A 20,711-nucleotide genomic window follows, 5' to 3' on the forward strand; every position below is an offset into this window, starting at 1 on the left:
GGCGCCGGGGTGTAGCGCGCGACTGGCAGAGCCTAGTTGCCCCTGGTCGTCGCGCAAGCGCTGCCGATCAGTGATCGGCGGCGTCCATCTGGCCGAAGCGTCCCGATTGGAAATCGACGAAGGCCTGATGAATCTCCTCTTCGCTGTTCATCACGAACGGACCATGGCCGACGATGGGCTCGTCGATGGGTTCGCCGCTGAGCAACAGCACAATCGCATCGTTGTTGGCTTCCAGACTGAGCTGCCGGCCATCGCGGGCCAACAGCGCCAGCTGCCCCTCACGCACCGGTTCCTGGCCGTTGACCAGCAAGGTGCCACGCAACACTACCAATGCCGTGTTACGTCCCGAGTGCAGCTCCAGGTCCAGATGCTTGCCGGCCTCCAGGCGGATGTCCCAGACATCGATCGCAGTGAAGGTCCGGGCCGGCCCCTGGCGACCAGCGAACTGGCCAGCGATCAGGCGCAGGCTGCCGGCATTGCCCGGCAACGGGATCTGCGGGATGTCGCTGGCCAGGATGGTCTGGTAGCCGGGTGCCGCGAGCTTGTCCCGGGCCGGCAGGTTGACCCATAGCTGGACCATCTCCAGGTTGCCGCCGCGCCGGGCGAACTCGGCCGAATGAAACTCCTCGTGGAGAATCCCCGAGGCGGCGGTCATCCACTGCACGTCGCCGGGGCCGATCTTGCCGCCGCTGCCGGTGGAGTCGCGGTGCTCGACCTCACCGTCGTAGACGATGGTGACGGTTTCGAAACCGCGATGGGGATGCTGGCCGACCCCGCGCCGGGCGCCGGTAGGGCTGAACTGCGCGGGACCGGCATGGTCGAGCAACAGGAATGGGCTGATGTGCTGGCCCATCTGGTCGTAGGAAAACAATGTGCGGACCGGAAAGCCGTCGCCGACCCAGTGAGGCCTTGGACTGGTGTAGATACCGATGATGTTTTTCATGTGGTCCTCCAGAACTTTCTGATGGACACACCTTAAAACCGATACCTTTGCCACGCTAGACTGCAAAAATCGCCCTTAGCGTTCTATTTGGAGAACGATGTTGGAAGATCTCAATACGCTCTATTACTTCACCCAGGTGGTGGAGCATCGTGGTTTCGCCGCCGCCGGGCGGGCCCTGGACATGCCCAAGTCCAAGCTCAGCAGGCGTATCGCCCAACTGGAGGAACGCCTTGGCGTACGCCTGATCCAGCGCACCAGCCGGCACTGCTCGCTGACCGAGATCGGCCAGGAGTACTACCAGCGTTGCCTGGCCATGCGCGTGGAAGCCGAAGGCGCGGCGGAAGTCATCGAGCGCAATCGTTCCGAACCCCAGGGCCTGGTACGGGTGGCTTGCCCCACGGCGCTGTTGAACTCCTGGGTGGGGCCGATGCTCACCCGCTTCATGCTCAAGTACCCGTTGGTGGAATTGTTCATCGAGAGCACCAATCGCCGGGTGGACCTGATCCACGAGGGGTTCGATATCGCCCTGCGGGTGCGTTTTCCGCCCCTGGAAAATACCGATCTGGTGATGAAGGTCCTGGGCAATAGCACTCAGTGCCTAGTGGGGCACCCGGATGTACTCCGGCATTTTTCGAACCCGCCCTCACCCGCCGATCTCAGCGGCCTGCCGAGCCTGCATTGGGGCGCGGCGCAGCGTGACTACCAATGGCAACTGCTGGGTCCGGAGGGCGCCGAGGCGATGATCCGCCACCACCCCCGAATGGTCACCGACGATCTGATCGCCTTGCGCCATGCGGTGCTGGCCGGCATTGGCATCGCTCATTTGCCCAAGGTCGTGGTACGCGACGACCTGGATGCCGGGCGCCTGCGGGAACTGGTGCCCGGCTGGGCGCCACGCTGCGGGATCGTCCATGCCATTTTCCCTTCACGCCGGGGCCTGCTGCCGTCGGTGCGCAGCCTGATCGACTTCCTGGGCGATGAATTCAGCCGTAGCGACATGGCGTGAGCAAGACACGGCTGGAAATGGCCGGTCCATGGCGGAAATACCCCTGTGCAGATAAATATTTCAATCATAATATTTCTTCGAGACGTCAGGACCCCATCGAGGAAACGCCATGCAAAGCCCATCACGCGACACCCTGCTAGCCCAATGGCAAGACCAGGAACAGGCCATGCGCACCCGCCTCGCCGGCCCTGGCAGCCTGCCCCTGGCCCAGGTCAGCGAGCTGACGCCACAAGAATTCTTCGAGGGTATCGGTAACGGTGAGCTTCCCTCGCCGCCTATCGGCACCTTGCTGGACTTCGTGCCCATCGAATGGTCCAGCGGCCTGTTCGTGTTCCAGGGCACCCCGGATGCACGCCACTACAATCCACTGGGCACTGTCCATGGCGGCTACGCCGCGACCTTGCTGGACTCCTGCATGGGTTGTGCGATCCACACCCGCCTGCAAAAGGGCCAGGGCTACACCACCCTGGACTTGCGCATCAGCTACGTGCGGGCCTTGACCGCAGACAGCGGCCCGGTACGGGCCGAAGGCAAGATCGTACACCTGGGCCGCAGTACGGCCCTGGCCGAAGGGCGCATCTATGACGTGGACGGCCGCCTGTACGCCACCGGCAGCACGACCTGCATGATCCTCCAGCCCAGGGGCTGAACTAGCTCGGACTCGGGCTTGCCAGGGCCCGATACCCGGGTGGATCGATCAACCGCATCAGTTGCCCGAGCGCCTTGCGATCCGGCAAGTGGGCATGGCTGACATGGAGACTCTGGCGCCGGTGGCTGGCCAGCTTGGGCCAGCCCGGGCAGTCGTAGATCAGCACCTGGTGCAATTGCCGGTTGTCCATGCAGAAGTCCAGCAGGTCGAATGCGCCCGGCACGCTCAAGGTCGCGCTGATGATCGCCAGGTCGAACGGGGCGCTGGCGTACTCCACCAGGGTCAGCAACTCCTCCAGCCGATGCACGGGGGCGATCCGGTAGTAACTCAACTGGTTGAGGGCTCTCTCGATTTGCAGCCGATGAAAATGCTGGTTGTCGGCAATCAGTATGCGCAGTGTGGTGTTGGCCATTCTTCTGGTCCTGTGGCGAAGTAGCGACCGGCCGAGGCCGGCCTGTCCTTCTGAACCGGTAGAAGGCTGGAGCAAGCGTCCACGGGCTTGCCATGAGATCGTTCTGAAAACCGCTCCGGCTCGGTCCTGCCATCGGCCTTGCGCACAGGCCGAAGAGTCACGGTCCCACGTCGTCTGGACGTGTCGCGAAGGATCCGTACCTGCGCTCACTCGGTGGTGCTGGGGCTCCAGAAGGCCTGTTGCACCAAGGGCGATCCCGAGAGCCGGGCCACCAGCGCATCCAGTTCGTCACCGTCCACCGAGGTGGTGGCCAGGGTCGCTTCGATCTCCACCTCCTCATTGCCAAAGGCGTGCACATCGACATCGCTGGCCGGGTAGTTGCAGCGCGCCAGTTCGGCCTCCAGTAGGGCAAACACGGCCTTCTGCTTGGAGCGCTGGGCAATCACATAGACGATATTGGTCACCTCCGCGGACACCACATCCAGAGGCTGGCGGTTGATGTTGTTGACGATGGGCCGCAGCAGGGTATTGGCCGCCAGCACGAACAGGGTGCCGAGCAAGGCCTCGAGGATCAGGTCGGCACCGGCACAGGCCCCGACCGCCGCCGATGCCCAGAGCGTGGCGGCGGTATTCAGCCCTCGTACATTGCCCTCCTCGCGCATGATCACCCCGGCGCCGAGGAAACCGATGCCCGAGACCACATAAGCCACCACCCGTACCGCGCCCTCGGCACCGCCCAGGCGGTTGGCCATGTCGACGAAGATCGCCGCCCCCACCGCCACCAGCACGTTGGTGCGCAACCCGGCGGTGCGCTGGCGGAACTGGCGCTCGAAGCCGATCAGGCCGCCAAGGATGAACGCTGTGCTGAGGCTGACCAGGGTATCGATCAGCGAATCCAGGTTGATGTTGTGCAGGGCTTGCATGGCTAAGATCCTTTTGGCGACAAGTGGCAGGCTAGCAGCGGCAGGTTACAAGTAGCGCACCGCCCACTGAAAACCTGCCGCTTGCCGGTACTGCTCCTTACTGCCAGCCGAAACGCCGTACGTAGAAACCCTTCACCGCCTGGGTCAGGGCCATGTAGGCCACGAGGATCAGCGGCAGGAACAGGAAGTACAGCGGTGGCAAGGCCTGCAGCTTGAAGTAATGGGCCAGCGGGCCCATCGGCAGGAAGATCCCCACGGCCATGATGATCCCGGTCATCACCATCAACGGCATGGCCGCCCGGCTTTGCAGGAACGGTATCTTCGGCGTGCGAATCATGTGCACGATCAGGGTCTGGGTCAGCAGCCCCACCACGAACCAGCCGGATTGGAACAACGTCTGGTGCTCCGGAGTGCTGGCGCCGAACACATGCCACATCAGGGCAAAGGTGGTGATGTCGAAGATCGAGCTGATCGGCCCGAAGAACACCATGAAGCGCCCGACATCGGCCGGCTGCCAGCGCTGGGGCTTTTTCAGCATCTCGTCGTCGACGTTATCGAAGGGAATGGCGATCTGCGAGATGTCGTACAACAGGTTCTGCACCAGAAGATGCATGGGCAGCATCGGCAGGAACGGAATGAAGGCACTGGCCACCAGCACCGAGAACACGTTGCCGAAGTTGGAGCTGGCGGTCATCTTGATGTACTTGAGCATGTTGGCGAAGGTCCGGCGCCCTTCCAGCACGCCCTCCTCCAGCACCATCAGGCTCTTTTCCAGGAGGATGATGTCCGCCGCTTCCTTGGCGATGTCCACCGCGCTATCCACGGAAATACCGATGTCGGCGGTACGCAGCGCCGGCGCATCGTTGATGCCATCGCCCATGAACCCCACCACGTGCCCATTGGCCTTGAGCAGGCGGACGATGCGCTCCTTGTGAGTCGGGGTCAGCTTGGCGAAGACATTGGTGGTTTCCACCGCCTTGGCCAGTTGCTCGTCACTCATGCGCTCGATGTCGTTGCCCATCAGCAGGCCCTGTTGCTCCAGGCCCACTTCTCGGCAAATCTTGGCGGTCACCAGCTCGTTGTCGCCGGTCAGCACCTTCACTGCCACGCCATGCTCGGCCAGGGCCTTGAGGGCCGGGGCCGTGCTTTCCTTGGGCGGATCGAGGAAGGCCACGTAGCCAATCAGGGTCAACTCACGCTCATCGGCCAGGCTGTAGGTATCGCGCCCCTCAAGCATGGGCCGTGCGGCTACCGCCACCACCCGCAGGCCTTCCTCGTTGAGGTCGGCGGTCACCTGGCGAATCCGCGCCAGCAGCGTATCGCTCAGGGCCTCTTCGGCATCGCCATGACGCACATTGCGGCACACCGCCAATACCTCCTCTACCGCCCCCTTGCAGATCAGCAGATGGGGCTGGCCCTGCTCCGCCACCACCACCGACATCCGCCGGCGAGTGAAGTCGAAGGGAATTTCATCGACCTTGTGAAACGCCGTGCCGACCGCCAGTTCACGCTGGATCTCGACATGTTCGAGCACCGCCACGTCCAGCAGGTTCTTCAGCCCGGTCTGGTAGTAGCTGTTGAGGTAGGCCAGCTCCAATACGTCGTCGGACTCCTCGCCCCACACATCGACATGGCGCGCCAGGAAAATCTTGTCCTGGGTCAGGGTGCCGGTCTTGTCGGTGCACAGCACGTCCATGGCGCCGAAATTCTGGATTGCATCCAGGCGCTTGACGATGACCTTCTTGCGCGACAGGAACACCGCGCCCTTGGCCAGGGTCGAGGTGACGATCATCGGCAGCATTTCCGGGGTCAGGCCCACGGCGATGGACAGGGCGAACAGCAGCGCCTCCATCCAGTCGCCCTTGGTGAAGCCATTGATGAACAGCACCAGCGGCGCCATGACGAACATGAAGCGGATCAGCAGCCAACTGACCTTGTTGACCCCGTTCTGGAACGAAGTTGGCGCACGGTCGGTGGCACTGACCCGCTGGGCCAGGGCGCCGAAATAGGTGCTGTTGCCGGTGGTCAGGATCACCGCCGTGGCGGAGCCGGACACCACGTTGGTGCCCATGAACAGGATGTTGTCCAGGTCCAGGGGGTTGCTGGTGTCGGCATCCTGCTGGCGCGGGAATTTCTCCACCGGCATGGACTCACCGGTCATTGCCGCCTGGCTGACAAACAGGTCCTTGGCACTGAGCACCCGGCAGTCGGCGGGAATCATGTCGCCGGCCGAGAGCGCGATCAGGTCACCCGGCACCAGCTGCTTGATGGGCAGCTCGATGCGCTGCGGTCCCTTGGCCTCGGCAGCGGCCCCCAACAGGCGACCGAGCATTGGCGCGGCCTGGGACGGCGTATCCGGACGCATCACGGTGGCGGTATTGCTGACCATGGCCTTGAGGGCATCGGCTGCCTTGTTCGACTTGGCCTCCTGCCAGAAGCGCAGCAGGGTCGAGAGCACCACCATGGAGAAAATCACCGTGGCCGCCTTCATGTCCTCGGTCAGCCAGGAGATCACTGCCAGCAGGGTCAGCAGCAGGTTGAAGGGGTTCTTGTAGCAATGCCACAAGTGAGTCCACCAGGGCAGCGCCTGCTCGTGCTCGACTTCATTGAGGCCATGGCGCTCACGCAGCACCTCGGCTTCCTCGGTACTCAAGCCATCGGTATGGCTGCCGAGCTGGTCCAGCAGTTGCGCCGCGTCGCTGTTGGCCGCCGCGACCAGGGTTTGCGCCAGGGTTGGCGGTACATCGCGACTGACACTGGCGTCGCTGAAGCTTTCCAGCAGGGCCAGGCGCCGGAAGTGCCGGGCGAAATGCCGGGTCCGCAGGAAACCGGCGAAGAATTCTTTCAACAGGGTGAGCTTCATGATGACTCCTGCACGACCGGTGCTTGGCACAAGAACGGCCGCGTTGAAACGAAACAGTCAGGGAGATGGAACAAGGCAGGATCGGGCTCACGCCCGAGGCAATCGCCCCATCAGGGATGGGCGATGTTGCTGGCGATGCTGACGGGTAAATCCCATGGCTGTTCCCCTGGACGGACGGCACTGGAAACACCACAGGCAGGTACCGCCGGATCAGGTGCAAGGCGCATCGAACGCCCACCCAAGACCGGCCCGCAGGTCCGTGGAACCTGCGCGTCGAAGCAGCCGCGACACGGCACCAGGCCGGGTCGGACATCGATCGGAGTCATCAAGAAGGGAAATCGGGACGACCAGAACAGGTCGCGACCGGAATGCCGCCTCTCGCTGGATGGCGAGACAACGGCAGGAATCAAGGCTGCGCGTTATCTTGCCGGGACCGCGCCGGTTATCGAGACCGGCTGACTCCTGTCACTCGAACAAGTACCCACACTGGGCCTCCATTGATTGAAAACGCGCGCAGCTTACGCCGCACCTTTTATAGAGTAAACCTGGGAAAAAACCTTGCCGGGGGGAATTGAAAAATTCTTCAGCGCAGGTTCAGGAAGGGATAAAACATGAAGCTTTCATGACCACGGCGGCCGCTACCGCAGGGCTGCGGCAGCGGCCGGTGCATCAGCTGGCGGTGGCCAGCAGCATGTCGCGAACCGAGCGGCTGTGACCGCGGGTCTTGCCATGCTCGTACAGCGAATCGGCGATCTCCTGGGCGCGGATCGGCAGCACCGACAAGAGGGTATCGCTCAAGCCGTGGCTGGCCTGGCTGAAGCCCTGCAGGTAGACACCGGCCTTGCAGCGCTCGTCAGTGATCAGGCGGTAGTTGCGATCCACCTCGAAGTCACCCAGGTAGGCCTGCAGCGGCGCCAGCAGGTCGCGGTACAGGTTGCGCTCGTAGCCGGTAGCCAGGACCACGGCGTCGTAGTGGCGCACCTCACGCTCGCCACTGGCGCCATGGCGCAGGATCAGCTCGATGCCCAGGTCGGTGGCGGTGGCCTTCTCGACGGTGGTCAGGGTGCGGAACGCATGGCGCGGAACACCGGAGACCTTCTGGCGATAGAAAATCCCGTAGATGCGCTCGATCAGGTCGATGTCCACCACCGAGTAGTTGGTGTTCTGGTACTCGCTGACCAGACGCTCGCGCTCGCTGTCGTTCTGCTGGAACACCAGGTCGGTGAAGGCCGGGGAGAATACTTCGTTGACGAACGGACTGTCGTCGGCCGGCTTGAGGGCCGAGCCACGCATGATGATGTCGGCCTGCACCGAGGGGAAGCTGTCGTTGAGATCGATGAAGGCTTCCGCGGCGCTTTGCCCGCCACCGATGATGGCGATGTTCATCGGTTTGCCGTTGACGCAAGGCTGTTGGGCCATGCGCTCCAGGTACTGGGAATGGTGGAAGACCCGCGCATCGCCCTTGAGCCCCTTGAACAGTTCCGGAACCCGCGGCGTGCCACCGGTGCTGACCACCACCGAGCGAGTGGTGCGCACCTGCTCGGCGCCCTGGGCGTCGCGGGAGATCACCCGCAGCGCCTCGACCTGCTGGTTATGCAGCACGGGCTCGATACCCAGCACTTCTTCACCGTAGCGACTGTGCTCCTGGAAATGCCCGGCCACCCAGCGCAGGTAATCGTTGAACTCCATGCGGCACGGATAGAAGGTGCCCAGGTTGATGAAGTCCACCAGGCGCCCGTGGTGCTTGAGGTAGTTGACGAAGGAATAGGGACTGGTTGGGTTGCGCAGGGTCACCAGGTCCTTGAGGAAGGAAATCTGCAGCTCGCTCTGGGTCACCAGGGTGTTGCCATGCCAGCGATAGTCCGCCTGCTTGTCGAGGAACACCGCGTCCAGGGGGCCGTGCTCCTGCCCGCGCTCTTCCAGCGCAATGGCCAGCGCCAGGTTCGAGGGGCCGAAACCGATACCGATCAAATCGTGAACGTGGGCCGATGCAATTGCCTGTGTCATTTCCAGTGTCCTCTGGATAAACCGCCTCAACGCGGGGGATAAAGTGTCACGGTGACCCGACTGGCCCGCGAAGGTCAGCAGATCGTCTGTTGAGTAGGGACGAGGACAGTGAAAAAAAATTTAACTAAATAAGACGCACTGCGCTTGGCCTATTGGGCTTCCCACTGGCGCAGGCGAACCCGGCAGTGTTTCATCGCATTGACGATGTGTTTTTCCACCAGGCTGCGGGAAATGCCCAATTGCTCGGCGATCTGCAAGTGGGACATGCCCTCGAGCTTGCGCAGCAGGAAACTCTCGCGACACAGGCGGGGCAGTTCCGCCAAGGCCCGCTGCAGCATGTCCAGGCGCTGGCCCTGGTCCAGGCTGGTTTGCGGCGACGGGTTGAAATAGCGCTCTTCGTTGTCCAGCACCTCAAGCGGCTCCGACTGGCGCAAGGCATTGCGCCGATGGCCATCGATCACCAGGTTCAGCGCCGTGCGGTAGAGAAACGCCCGCGGCTGCTCGATTGGCGTATCGCTCGTACGCTCCAGCACCCGGACGTAAGCGTCGTGCACTACATCCTCGGCCACCTGGCGATTACCCAGCTTGGCATGGAGGAAGCACATCAGCTCGCGATAGTAACTTTCCAACATGGCTCCCAACCGCCCCCATGACGGTTATTTCCTTGAGCGAGACCGACGTTAGCCGGTTGGCCCGGTGATTCAATGATGGCAGTTTTGAACCAGCGTAATTTATAGTAATTCTCATATAGATTTAAAGTACCGCAGAGTCGCAGTGGGTTTATTTCGCTATCCGGGCAGCTGTAACGCCATATGTCGACAGTTAAATTCCCCCTGCGGCCTCTCGTTTACCTGACAGCTTCCCGTCCCTGCCATTTGCCCGGCAGTCGGCAACCGGCCCGCCACACGCGGCCCACTGCCCCGACGGGCCAATACCTCTGGCCGGAACCCTGCATGAAACGTCCTCGAAACTCCCGACGCGCCCTGCTTGCCGCACTCTGTGTGATCCCCATCGTCGCCATCGCCGCCTGGAAGTTCATTCCGTCAGGGCGCGACCAGTTCAGCACCGTGCAAGTGCGCCGGGGCGATATCGAAAGCAGCGTCACAGCCCTGGGCACCTTGCAACCGCGCCGCTATGTGGATGTCGGCGCCCAGGCCTCCGGGCAGATCCGCAAGATCCATGTGGAAGCCGGTGACGCGGTAAAAGAAGGCCAGTTGCTGGTGGAAATCGACCCCTCCACCCAACAGGCCAAGCTCGATGCCAGCCGCTTCGCCATCGAGAACCTGCAGGCCCAGTTGCAAGAGCAATACGCCCAGAACCAGTTGGCCCGGCAGAAGTACCAACGCCAGCAGAACCTCGCCGCCGGCGGTGCGACCCGCGATGAGGACGTACAAACCGCCCAGGCCGAACTCAAGGCCACCCAGGCGCGGATCGACATGTACAAGGCGCAGATCCGCCAGGCCCAGGCCAGCCTGCGCAGCGACCAGGCAGAGCTGGGCTATACCCGCATCTATGCCCCCCTGTCCGGCACCGTGGTGGCGGTGGATGCCCGCGAAGGCCAGACCCTCAACGCCCAACAACAGACTCCGCTGATCCTGCGGATCGCCAAGCTGTCGCCAATGACCGTATGGGCCGAGGTTTCGGAAGCCGACATCGGCCACGTGAAACCCGGCATGAGCGCCTACTTCACCACCCTGAGCGGCGGCGGCCGGCGCTGGACCAGCACCGTGCGCCAGATCCTGCCGATCCCGCCCAAGCCATTGAACGAAACCAGCCAGGGCGGGGGCAGCCCCAGCAGCACCAGCAAGCGTGGCAGCGGCCGCGTGGTGCTCTACACCGTGTTGCTGGATGTGGACAACTCCGACAACGCGCTGATGGCGGAGATGACCACCCAGGTGTTCTTCGTCGCCGACTCGGCCAAGGACGTACTCACCGCGCCCATCGCCGCACTGCAGGACGGCGATGCTCCCGGCCAGCAGATTGCCCGGGTCGTGGCCAGCAACGGCGCCGTCAGCGAGCGCAAGGTCCGGGTTGGCATCAGCGATCGCCTGCGGGTGCAGATCCTCGAAGGCTTGAACGAAGGTGACCACCTGCTGATCGGCCCTGCCAACAGCAGCGGAGGTTGAATGCAAACGCCCCTGATCGACCTGCGCAGCATCCGCAAATCCTATGGTGGCGGCGACAGCCCGCAGGTGGATGTCCTGCGCGGCATCGACCTGTCGATCCATGCCGGGGAATTCGTGGCCATCGTCGGTGCCTCGGGCTCCGGCAAGTCGACCCTGATGAACATCCTCGGCTGCCTGGATCGACCGACCTCCGGCGAGTACCTGTTCGCCGGCGAGAACGTCGCCCGGCTCGACAGTGACGAACTGGCCTGGCTACGCCGGGAAGCCTTCGGCTTCGTGTTCCAGGGTTATCACCTGATTCCCTCGGGCTCGGCCCAGGAAAACGTCGAGATGCCGGCGATCTATGCCGGCACCCCGGCCGCCGAACGCCACGCCCGCGCTGCCGCCCTGCTGGAGCGCCTGGGCCTGGGCAGCCGTACCGGCAACCGTCCGCACCAATTGTCAGGTGGCCAGCAGCAGCGGGTGTCCATCGCCCGCGCGCTGATGAACGGCGGCCACATCATCCTCGCCGACGAACCCACCGGCGCCCTGGACAGCCACAGCGGCGCCGAGGTCATGGCCCTGCTGGACGAACTGGCCAGCCAGGGCCACGTGGTGATCCTCATCACCCACGACCGCGAAGTGGCTGCCCGGGCCAAGCGCATCATCGAGATCCGCGACGGCGAGATCATCAGCGACACCGCCGATACCGACCCTAGCGTGCAAGCCAGCGCCAACGCCGGCGCCCTGCAGGCCGTGGACCTGCGCCAGCGCCTGGCCGATGGCAGCGAACCTACTGGAGCCTGGAAAGGCGAGCTGGTGGAAGCGGTGCAGGCAGCCTGGCGAGTGATGTGGCTCAACCGCTTCCGCACCGCCCTGACCCTGCTGGGGATCATCATCGGCGTGGCGTCGGTGGTGGTGATGCTGGCGGTGGGCGAAGGCAGCAAGCGCCAGGTAATGGCGCAGATGGGGGCCTTTGGCTCCAACATCATCTACCTGAGCGGCTATTCGCCCAACCCCCGAACCCCAGAGGGCATCGTGACCCTGGATGACGTCGCGGCCTTGGCCGCCCTACCACAGGTAAAGCGCATCATGGCGGTCAATGGCGCAAAAGCCGGGGTACGCTTCGGCAATGCCGACTACATGAGCTACGTGGGTGGCAACGACACCAACTTCCCGGCGATCTTCAATTGGCCCGTCGTCCAAGGCAGCTATTTCAGCGAAGCCGACGAACGCTCTGCCGCGGCCGTGGCGGTCATCGGCCACAAGGTCCGGGAAAAACTGCTCAAGGATGTGGCCAACCCCATTGGCCAGTACATCCTGATCGAAAACGTGCCCTTCCAAGTGGTTGGCGTATTGGCGGAAAAAGGTGCGAGTTCCGGCGACAGCGATAGCGACGACCGTATCGCTGTGCCCTATTCCGCGGCCAGCATTCGCCTGTTCGATAGCCGCGATCCGCAATACGTGGCAATCGCCGCGGCCGATGCAAGTCGGGTCAAGGAAACCGAGCGTGAAATTGATGAGCTCATGCTGCGCCTGCACCACGGCAAACGCGACTACGAACTGACCAACAACGCCGCGATGATCCAGGCCGAGGCCCGGACCCAGAACACCCTGTCGCTGATGCTCGGCGCCATCGCCGCCATCTCCCTGCTGGTCGGCGGTATCGGCGTGATGAACATCATGCTCATGACCGTGCGCGAGCGCACCCGCGAGATCGGCATTCGCATGGCCACCGGTGCCCGCCAGCGGGACATCCTGCGCCAGTTCCTCACCGAGGCGGTGATGCTCTCGGTGGTCGGCGGACTGACCGGCATCGGCGTGGCCCTGATCATCGGCGGCGTGCTGATTCTCAGCGAAGTGGCGGTAGCATTTTCCCTGGCCGCGGTACTCGGCGCCTTCGCCTGCGCCCTGGTCACCGGCGTCGTCTTCGGCTTCATGCCGGCCCGCAAAGCTGCCCGGCTCGACCCGGTCACGGCCCTTACCAGTGAATGATCGATCGATGAAGACCACCCTGACCCTGATAGCCGCCAGCGTCTTGCTGGCGGCCTGCAGCAGCTCCACCCCACACCCGGATAGCGGCCTGCAAGCACCAAAGGCCTGGCAGGCCCCCTCCCATCGCGAAGGCCAACAGCAAGACCCTCGCTGGTGGGCCCGTTTTGGCAGCCCGGAACTGGACCGCCTGATCGCCGAAGCGCGAACCGGCAGCCATGACCTGGCAGCGGCGATGGCCCGAGTGCGCCAGGCCCAGGCCAGCGCCATCGTGGCCGGCGCGCCGCTCCTGCCCTCGGTCGAAGGCAGCGTCAATGCCAGCCGGCAAAAGCGCATGGGTGGCAAAGGCAGCAACCAGCAAAGCAGCACCAGCAGCGACAGGACCGTGAATACGTTCGACGCCGGGCTGAGCGCCACTTATGAAGTCGATTTCTGGGGTGGCAGGCGCGCGGCCCGCGATAGCGCCGTGCTCGGCGCCCAGGCCAGCGAATTCGACCGGGCAACGGTAGAGCTGACCCTGCTCAGCGGCGTGGCCAACAACTACGCCCAGCTACTTGCGCTACGGGAACAGACCCGGATCGCCGAGCTCAACCTGGCCAACGCCCAGCGCGTCCTGCGCCTGGTCCAGACCCGCTACGACTCAGGCTCGGCCACGGCCCTGGAACTGGCCCAGCAAAAGAGCCTGGTGGCAGCCCAGCAACGCCAGGTACCGCTGGTGCAGCAGCAGGCCGAAGAAGCCCTGATCACCCTCGCCACCCTACTCGGCCGGCCAGTGCAGAGCCTGGCCCTGAACGCACAACCTTTCGCCGAGCTGACCTGGCCGGACATCGATGCCGGGGTGCCCAGTGAGTTGCTGGCCCGCCGCCCGGATATCGCCAGCGCCGAAGTCCGGCTCGCGGCAGCCCAGGCCGATGTCAGTGTGGCCCGGGCCGCCATGCTGCCCACCGTGACCCTGACGGCAAGGCTGGGCTCGAGCGCCAACAAATTCGACGACGTCCTGCGCAACCCCTTCTACAACCTGGCTTCCGGCCTGGTGGCACCGATCTTCAACGCCGGGCGCCTGAGCGCGGAGCGCGACCGGGCCACGGCGCGCCAGGAAGAGCTGCTGGAGACCTATCGCGGGGCGATCATCAACGGCTTCGCCGATGTGGAAAAAGCCCTCAACGGCATTCGTGGCCTGGACCAGCAACGGCAATGGCAGAGCGAGGAGCTGGAACAGGCGCAACGGGCGTTCGATATCGCCCAGAGTCGCTACCAGGCCGGGGCCGCAGACCTGCTGTCGGTCCTGGACACCCAGCGCACCCTCTACGCTGCACAGGACCAGAACGTGCAACTGCGCCTGTCGCGATTGCAATCGAGCGTCGCGCTGTACAAGGCACTGGGAGGCGGTTGGCAGGCATCCACACCAGCCACGCGCTAGGTCCTGCGGAGCAAGTCGCTGGGCGGCTGGCGAAGCCTTGTGCATCGCCAGCCACCAGGACAACCGGTCGGTTGTTCGCCTAGAATCGACGGTTCGCCACCCATCCCAGGAAGAGCACCCGATGCCCCTCAGAACCGAGCTGGACGAGCCATTGGCAGAAGCCGTATCAGCGCTGAAAGAAGCCTTCCCGGACGGTGTCGCGCCCTCCGACTACCACGCCCTGCTGGCCGTCCTGTATGAGCACTTTTCAGATCGCAACCTGGCGCAAGTCGTTGCGCAGCTGACCCAGCGGGACCCCGCACTCGTGCTGAACGACATCCACCAGGCCGTGACCCTCGCCAAGCCCAGCCCGCAGGCGATCGCATCGCTGAACACCCACCTGCACCACCACGGCGTCGCCAAGCTCCTGGCTGACGACTGAATACCCGACACATCGACGGACCGACCAATGGATTTCGACGACTTCAAGCAACTGCTGGACCACCAGCGCAAGGCCAACCCCATCTGGTTCGAACTGCCCTCGGACAGCCTCGCCACCGAAGCTGCAATCATCGAATTTGAAAAGTCCATGGCGCTGCGCCTCCCTGCTCAATACCGGCATTTCCTCAAGGTATGTGGCGGCGGTTACTTTGCCTTGGGAATCGTGTACTCGCTGGACCAGGCCAGCGATTTCAACCTGGGTAGAAACAACAGCGCCGGCAGCAGCCATTTGCTGTTTTCAGACAATGGCTGCGGCGACTTCTACGGCTTCGGGATAGAAAACGGCCAATGCCTGGAGCAGGTGCTGTTTTTCGACCACGGCCTGGAACAATGGCAACAGACCAGGTACCCAGGACTGTTCAGCTTCCTGGCCGACACAGCCCTTGCCAACTGACCCCTCTGCCTGCCAGCACCTCAGAGCTTCAGGTGCTGCGCATACCAGGGCCGCCGCGGGGCGCGCTTGAGCAGCTCCGGTACCTCTTCATCGCGACTCAGGGCAATCCGCAACGCCAGCTTCATGACCTCCTGGTCCATCTCCAGCGACATTTCCCCAGGGGCATTACCCAGCGGCCCACAGCCATGGGTCGAGGCCCCCAACCACGGATCGTCTACCTCCACCCAACGCCCCGGCGCGAACCAAGGCACGCCATTGACCTCACGCCGTAGTACTTCACCCGGGTGATAGCGTTCGTGGGCACGAAACCAGTCGTCGATCCGGTCATCGATCCAACCATGAAACTTCCAGAACACCGGATGGACGTGGGACGAAAACGGGTCACCAAGGAAATCATTCGGCGCCAGGTACCAGCGCCCGGCGAAGTCCGAGGACATGCGCGCCTCCATCACCGGCATACCATTGGAAGGATCACGAGCAACATCCGCCCAGCGCATATGCAGCCAGTCATGCATGCCCAGCTCGATCTCGGAACCAAATTCGCCCAAGCTCATGCGACTCAGATATTCCGGATCCTGGTACTGCGACTCCCAAACCTGGAAGTTGCCATAGAAGGCCGCATCACTCTTGAGACCATGCAGCCACTGGGTGAACTCTTCATCATCCTCGGATACCCAGGCAGGGGGCACCGAGCAGCCATCACGGTTCTCGTAGTAACGAATGAAAGCCTGTCGATCCTGCTCAAGGCGAGCTGATGGCTGCGGTATCTGGCGCCACGACACCAAGTCAGGTTGTAGCGAGCGTGCATGCAACAACATGTGCCGATGCATGAACAGAAAATCGATACCTGAGGCATTGCGATGCTTGCGCCGCCCGCGAGCGCCGCGCTCATGCTTCACCGGCCCCGGCTGCCAACCAAGCCCGCGCAGGCTGTTGCGCTTTTCCTTGGGCAAGGTATGCCAGCGATCACGAGAGGCGTGCCAGAGCTGATGAAACAATCGGTGCTGTGCAGAGACCAACCATGCCAACAAGGCGGGACTCAGGCCAGCCTGCTCTCGTGCCGCGGGGAAAGGCCGCTTGCGAGCGACGAAACGCCCGGCCGGTACGGGAGCCAAGGGAGCAAGCTGCAAGGACTGCACACTACCGCTCAAGGTACCAGCGCCAGCATTACCCCAACTCGCCCAGACTTCATCGAGCACTACCCGGCACTCATGAGAGGGAGAACCGGCAATCTGTCCATCGGGATACAGCCGCCAACGCAGCTTCGCAGCGTCCACCGAGGCCAGGTCACCCAAGACCAGGAACGCCTCTCCCTTATCATCACGCAGACTTTCAGGACGTCCCAGGAAGCCCCGCAGGCCACGCCCGGCAGGCCCAGCATCGAGCAACAGCTCACAACCACGGCGAGGCAGGGCGTGAGGGCCATCGGCGTCCAGGAACTCAATATCCCAGATACCTCGCAAGTGATCGGCAAGGCGTATCCCTGGATCCTGGGCCACCTCCAGCTTGGCTTCACCTGGGGTGATTTCCTGCTCTTCCTTACGGCGAACATCCTGACGCAGCAGTTCCTTCTGGGTATAGATCGCCACGGGGATAGCCGCCCCCGTCACCGCCAGACCGGTCAAAAATCCTCGTCTCGAAAACCTCATCGCTCTACCTTTATCCAGTGGCGCGTCACGCATCTAGCTAGAACGTTGGATTTGCAGGGAAATTTACCGGCGCGCCGAATCCGGATGGCTAAATTTGCCACCCACCAGCTCGTTTATCGCGGATAGATGTGCACAAAAAGGTCGGGCCTGTAAGCGCAGCCTCCTCACGCCCGACCCCGTCATCAGCCCGCCTGCGACTGGGATAGCAATGAGCAAAATATCTGGAAAGAAAACCCTCTACCTGAGCCTGCTGATACTGATCGTCGCCGCCCTCGGGGTTGGGGCCGGAACGGCCTGGCATTACTACTGGAAGGATCGCGTGTCCTACCCCAATGAAATCGTCAAGCACGCCAACGACCTGCAAGAACGCATCATCTCTTTCGACAGCCATATCACCGTACCGCTGGACTTCGGCACCGAGGGCAGCGAAGCGGACAAGGACACTCATCGTCAGTTCGACCTGGTAAAGGCCGGACGCGGCAGGATGTCCGGAGCCGCCCTAAGCATCCTCGCCTGGCCGGAGATGTGGAACGGCCCCAACGCCCCCCACCATCCCACTACTGGCTTCATCGAAGAAGCTCGTCACCAGCGCGAGACCCGTTACCGGATCATCCAGGGCATGGTGCGCGACTTCCCCAACCAGGCCGCCATTGCCTACACCCCCGCTGACCTGCGCCGCATCGCCTCCGAAGGCAAACTGGCTGTCGTGATCAGCCTGCTCAACGCCTATGCCATGGGGAACGATCTCGACGAGCTGGACAAGTGGGCCGCCCGCGGCATGCGCCTGTTCGGCTTCAGCTATGTCGGCAACAACGACTGGGCTGACTCTTCGCGCCCCTTGCCATTTTTCAATGACACCCGGGACGCGCTCGGAGGTCTCTCGCCCATCGGCAAGCAGGCTGTGGAGCGGCTCAATGACCTGGGAGTAGTAATCGACGTTTCGCAAATGTCCAGCAAGGCCCTGGAGGATGTTGCAGCCCTGACCCGAGCTCCGATAGTGGCCTCGCACTCCGCCCCCAGGTCGTTAGTGGATATCCCACGCAATCTCAGCGACAAGGAACTGCAAGTCATCAAGGCTACAGGAGGCGTCATTCAGGTAGTGGGGTTCTCCACCTACCTGCGCCCACTCAGCCAGCCGACCCTGGACAAGCTGAACGCACTGCGCCAGCGCTTCGATCTGGGCCCACTGCAAGGACTGGAAAACGCCCTGATGCCAGGAGACGCTGTCATCACTATCTGGCCGGAACAACGCTTTGGTGAATATGCCAGTTCGCTGTACGGCATCCTCGACGAAGAACCCAAAGCGAACCTCAAGGACTATGTCGATGCCATCGACTACACGGTGAAAAAGGTCGGAATCGATCACGTGGGCATCAGCTCCGACTTCAACGAAGGTGGCGGCGTCAACGGCTGGATGAGCGTGGCGGACAACCGCAACGTCACCGCAGAGCTGATTCAACGCGGCTACACGGACATCGAGATCGCCAAGCTCTGGGGTGAGAACTACCTGCGCGTCTGGGAACAAGTGCAGAAGCTGGCCAAGCCCGTCAAGACCTCCATACAACCTGGCACCGCCGGTTGAACCATGACCATGAGAATTCCCGTGACCAATCGCCGGACCTTCCTCAAGCAAGCAGGCCTGCTGGCCGCAGCCATGCCTCTGGGCAACCTAGCGTTAGCCTCCACACAGGCGGCCCGTCCGCCAGCAACCAGCACTTCGACATGGAACCAGCTGCGCCAACTATTCGATCTTGACCCTGACTATATCCATCTCTCCAACTTCCTGATCACCTCACACCCCAGGCCCGTACGCGAGGCCATCGAGAAATACCGCGCGGTGCTGGACCGCAACCCTGCGCTGGCGATGGACTACGACACTGAGTACACCTGGCAGCGCGAAGCCCAGGTACGCGAAAGTGTGGGTCGTTACCTGCAGATCAAACCCACCCAGATAGCCCTGACCGGCAGCACCACCGAGGGCCTGGCCATGCTGTATGGCGGCATCCACGTGCGTCCTGGACAGGAGATACTGACGACAGTGCATGAGCACTACTCGACCCGGAATGTGCTCAAGTACCGGACCCAGCGCGAAGGTACCCAGGTGCGTACGATCGAGCTGTTCAAGTCTCCCCACCACATGTCCACCGATGAAGTACTGGGGAACATCGAGCGCAATATTCGCCCCAACACTCGCGTACTGGGCATGACCTGGGTGCAATCGGGCAGCGGCGTCAAACTGCCCATAGGCGAGATCGGCCAACTGGTGGAGCGTCACAACCGCAACCGTAACGAACACGAACGGATCCTGTACTGCGTCGACGGTGTACACGGGCTCGGCGTGGAAGACATCAGCTTCGCCGACCTCAATTGCGACTTCTTCGTTGCTGGCACCCACAAATGGATGTTCGGCCCCCGGGGCACCGGGATCTTCTGCGCCCGCTCGGAAAAACTCGAGCACCTGACCCCGATTACGGCGACGTTTTCCGAGAACAAGGATTTCGCCACCATCATGACCCCCGGCGGCTATCACAGCTTCGAGCACCGCTGGGCCGTGGATCAAGCCTTTGAACTGCACATGCAACTAGGCAAGGCCAATATCCAATCACGCATCCATGAGCTCAACAGTTATCTCAAGCAGCGACTGCTGGAGTATCCCGGCATAGAACTGGTGACCCCACTGAGCCCAGAGCATTCGGCCGGCTTCACCTTCTTCCGCGGCAAGAACCTGGACACCGATGCCACTGCCGCCTGGCTGATCAAGAACCGCGTCCTGGTCGACGCCGTGTACCGCGATGCAGGGCCGGTGGTTCGCATGGCCCCCGGACTACTCAACAGCGAGGAAGACATCGACCGCACCATAGACCTGCTAGGTAAGCGCTTGCGCGGCAAGACCTCCTGACCCTGTCTTTTTCTTACATTGAAGGTTATTGATTGATGAAACCCGTCGCCTACTCCTCCCTGGCCGCGCTGATTGGTTGCCTGATCAGCCTCAACGCACAAGCAGTGGAACCACCCAAGCCCGGCAGCGTGTTCAAAGACTGCAAGAACTGTCCGGAAATGGTAGTGCTGCCCGCCGGCAGTTTTGTCATGGGCACCCCCGAAGACGAAGTCGGCCGCGAACCCGATGAAGGCCCACAACATACCGTGACCTTCAAGAAAGCCTTCGCCATGAGTCGCTTCCACGTAACCGCCGCCGAGTTGGATGCCTATATCCGCGAAGCGGGGGCCGTGGTCAAGGATGGTGATGACCGCCCCGGCCGCCTGTGCAAGGCCAGCAAACCAAGCTACGCACAAGGACCGCGCCAGCCCGCCGTATGCGTAGACTATTCCGACGTCCAGGCCTATGCCCAATGGCTATCGAAGAAAACCGGCAAGCATTATCGAATGGTCAGCGAAGCCGAACGTGAATATGCCGCACGGGCGGGCAGCACCGGCTCCTTCCCTTTCCCATTCGATGAGGAAGGCCAGTACCAAATCACCAAGCATGCCAATACCTATGGCCCCAAGGACGGGTACAGCTATAGCGCCCCAGTGGGCAGCTACCCACCCAATGCCTTCGGCATGTACGACATGCACGGTAACGTCTATGAGTGGGTGGCCGACTGCTGGCATCCGGACTATGTCGGAGCTCCCACCGATGGCAGCGCCTGGATGGAGGCATCGGGAGGCGTTTGCCTTGACGCCCAGATCCGCGGCAATGATTGGGGTGAAGCACCGGTATTTTCACGCTCGGGCAATCGCAACAGTCGCAAGCGCGAAGTCCGTGGCGATTGGCTAAGTTTCCGGGTGGTGCGCGAACTTGAACAACCAGGGGCCAGCCACCCGTGACAAGCTCGCTCGACGGTGGTCAAGCGCGATACAGCGCTTG

Annotated in this window: 17 protein-coding genes; 10 read left to right on the forward strand and 7 right to left on the reverse strand. The window is 62.7% G+C overall.

Annotated features, from left to right (window positions below; translation table 11 throughout):
- Positions 1 to 67: 67 nt before the first annotated feature.
- Positions 68 to 943, reverse strand: a complete 876-nt coding sequence (locus C4K39_RS29645; RefSeq protein WP_124348134.1) for a pirin family protein — start codon at positions 941 to 943, stop codon at positions 68 to 70.
- 97 nt (positions 944 to 1,040) lie between these two features.
- Between C4K39_RS29645 and C4K39_RS29650 the strand changes: the two genes are divergently transcribed.
- Positions 1,041 to 1,949: a LysR substrate-binding domain-containing protein gene (locus C4K39_RS29650; protein WP_124348135.1), complete on the forward strand. Its 909-nt coding sequence runs from the start codon at positions 1,041 to 1,043 to the stop codon at positions 1,947 to 1,949.
- Positions 1,950 to 2,058: 109 nt separating this feature from the next.
- Entirely contained in the window at positions 2,059 to 2,598 is a 540-nt protein-coding gene (locus C4K39_RS29655; protein WP_068582776.1) for a PaaI family thioesterase, read from the forward strand.
- A gap of 1 nt (position 2,599) precedes the next feature.
- Here C4K39_RS29655 and C4K39_RS29660 read toward each other — a convergent pair whose 3' ends face one another.
- The 5 genes from C4K39_RS29660 to C4K39_RS29680 all read right to left on the reverse strand — a co-directional run bounded on the left by C4K39_RS29660 (position 2,600) and on the right by C4K39_RS29680 (position 9,435).
- Positions 2,600 to 3,010, reverse strand: a complete 411-nt coding sequence (locus C4K39_RS29660; protein ID WP_124348136.1) for a response regulator — start codon at positions 3,008 to 3,010, stop codon at positions 2,600 to 2,602.
- 206 nt (positions 3,011 to 3,216) lie between these two features.
- Entirely contained in the window at positions 3,217 to 3,933 is a 717-nt protein-coding gene (locus tag C4K39_RS29665; protein WP_068582769.1) for an MgtC/SapB family protein, read from the reverse strand.
- Between the two features lie 97 nt (positions 3,934 to 4,030).
- Positions 4,031 to 6,796: a magnesium-translocating P-type ATPase gene (gene mgtA / locus C4K39_RS29670; RefSeq protein WP_068582767.1), complete on the reverse strand. Its 2,766-nt coding sequence runs from the start codon at positions 6,794 to 6,796 to the stop codon at positions 4,031 to 4,033.
- A gap of 669 nt (positions 6,797 to 7,465) precedes the next feature.
- On the reverse strand, positions 7,466 to 8,803 hold the full coding sequence (locus tag C4K39_RS29675) for a lysine N(6)-hydroxylase/L-ornithine N(5)-oxygenase family protein (protein WP_124348137.1): 1,338 nt from the start codon (positions 8,801 to 8,803) through the stop codon (positions 7,466 to 7,468).
- 149 nt (positions 8,804 to 8,952) lie between these two features.
- Positions 8,953 to 9,435: a sigma-70 family RNA polymerase sigma factor gene (locus C4K39_RS29680; RefSeq protein WP_068582761.1), complete on the reverse strand. Its 483-nt coding sequence runs from the start codon at positions 9,433 to 9,435 to the stop codon at positions 8,953 to 8,955.
- A 321-nt stretch (positions 9,436 to 9,756) separates the two neighbouring features.
- On the opposite strand from C4K39_RS29680, the gene C4K39_RS29685 reads away from it, so the two are divergent.
- The 5 genes from C4K39_RS29685 to C4K39_RS29705 all read left to right on the forward strand — a co-directional run bounded on the left by C4K39_RS29685 (position 9,757) and on the right by C4K39_RS29705 (position 15,194).
- Positions 9,757 to 10,929 carry an efflux RND transporter periplasmic adaptor subunit gene (locus C4K39_RS29685; protein WP_124348138.1) on the forward strand — a complete coding sequence of 391 codons (1,173 nt, stop codon included), beginning with the start codon at positions 9,757 to 9,759 and terminating at the stop codon, positions 10,927 to 10,929.
- Positions 10,930 to 12,903: a MacB family efflux pump subunit gene (locus tag C4K39_RS29690; protein WP_124348139.1), complete on the forward strand. Its 1,974-nt coding sequence runs from the start codon at positions 10,930 to 10,932 to the stop codon at positions 12,901 to 12,903.
- A 7-nt stretch (positions 12,904 to 12,910) separates the two neighbouring features.
- Positions 12,911 to 14,320, forward strand: coding sequence for an efflux transporter outer membrane subunit (locus C4K39_RS29695; protein ID WP_124348140.1), 1,410 nt, complete (start codon positions 12,911 to 12,913; stop codon positions 14,318 to 14,320).
- 121 nt (positions 14,321 to 14,441) lie between these two features.
- Complete coding sequence (locus tag C4K39_RS29700) at positions 14,442 to 14,741, forward strand: DUF3349 domain-containing protein (RefSeq protein ID WP_124348141.1); 300 nt, start codon at positions 14,442 to 14,444, stop codon at positions 14,739 to 14,741.
- Between the two features lie 27 nt (positions 14,742 to 14,768).
- Positions 14,769 to 15,194 carry an SMI1/KNR4 family protein gene (locus C4K39_RS29705; protein WP_124348142.1) on the forward strand — a complete coding sequence of 142 codons (426 nt, stop codon included), beginning with the start codon at positions 14,769 to 14,771 and terminating at the stop codon, positions 15,192 to 15,194.
- Positions 15,195 to 15,214: 20 nt separating this feature from the next.
- Here the strand turns inward: C4K39_RS29705 and pvdP are convergent, their stop codons facing one another.
- A complete protein-coding gene (gene pvdP, locus C4K39_RS29710) occupies positions 15,215 to 16,843 on the reverse strand; it encodes a pyoverdine maturation tyrosinase PvdP (RefSeq protein WP_124348143.1) in 1,629 nt (542 codons plus the stop codon).
- 208 nt (positions 16,844 to 17,051) lie between these two features.
- On the opposite strand from pvdP, the gene pvdM reads away from it, so the two are divergent.
- Genes pvdM through pvdO form a run of 3 tightly spaced genes read left to right on the forward strand, consistent with a single transcriptional unit; the run spans position 17,052 to position 20,671 of the window.
- Entirely contained in the window at positions 17,052 to 18,425 is a 1,374-nt protein-coding gene (pvdM, locus tag C4K39_RS29715) for a pyoverdine-tailoring dipeptidase-like protein PvdM (RefSeq protein WP_124348144.1), read from the forward strand.
- A gap of 21 nt (positions 18,426 to 18,446) precedes the next feature.
- Positions 18,447 to 19,742 (forward strand): pyoverdine-tailoring periplasmic protein PvdN, encoded by a 1,296-nt coding sequence (pvdN, locus tag C4K39_RS29720; protein ID WP_124348433.1) that lies wholly within the window; start codon positions 18,447 to 18,449, stop codon positions 19,740 to 19,742.
- Positions 19,743 to 19,777: 35 nt separating this feature from the next.
- Entirely contained in the window at positions 19,778 to 20,671 is an 894-nt protein-coding gene (pvdO, locus tag C4K39_RS29725) for a dihydropyoverdine dehydrogenase (protein WP_124348145.1), read from the forward strand.
- Positions 20,672 to 20,711: the final 40 nt, after the last annotated feature.

The sequence above is a fragment of the Pseudomonas sessilinigenes genome, from assembly GCF_003850565.1.
Lineage (GTDB): Bacteria > Pseudomonadota > Gammaproteobacteria > Pseudomonadales > Pseudomonadaceae > Aquipseudomonas > Aquipseudomonas sessilinigenes.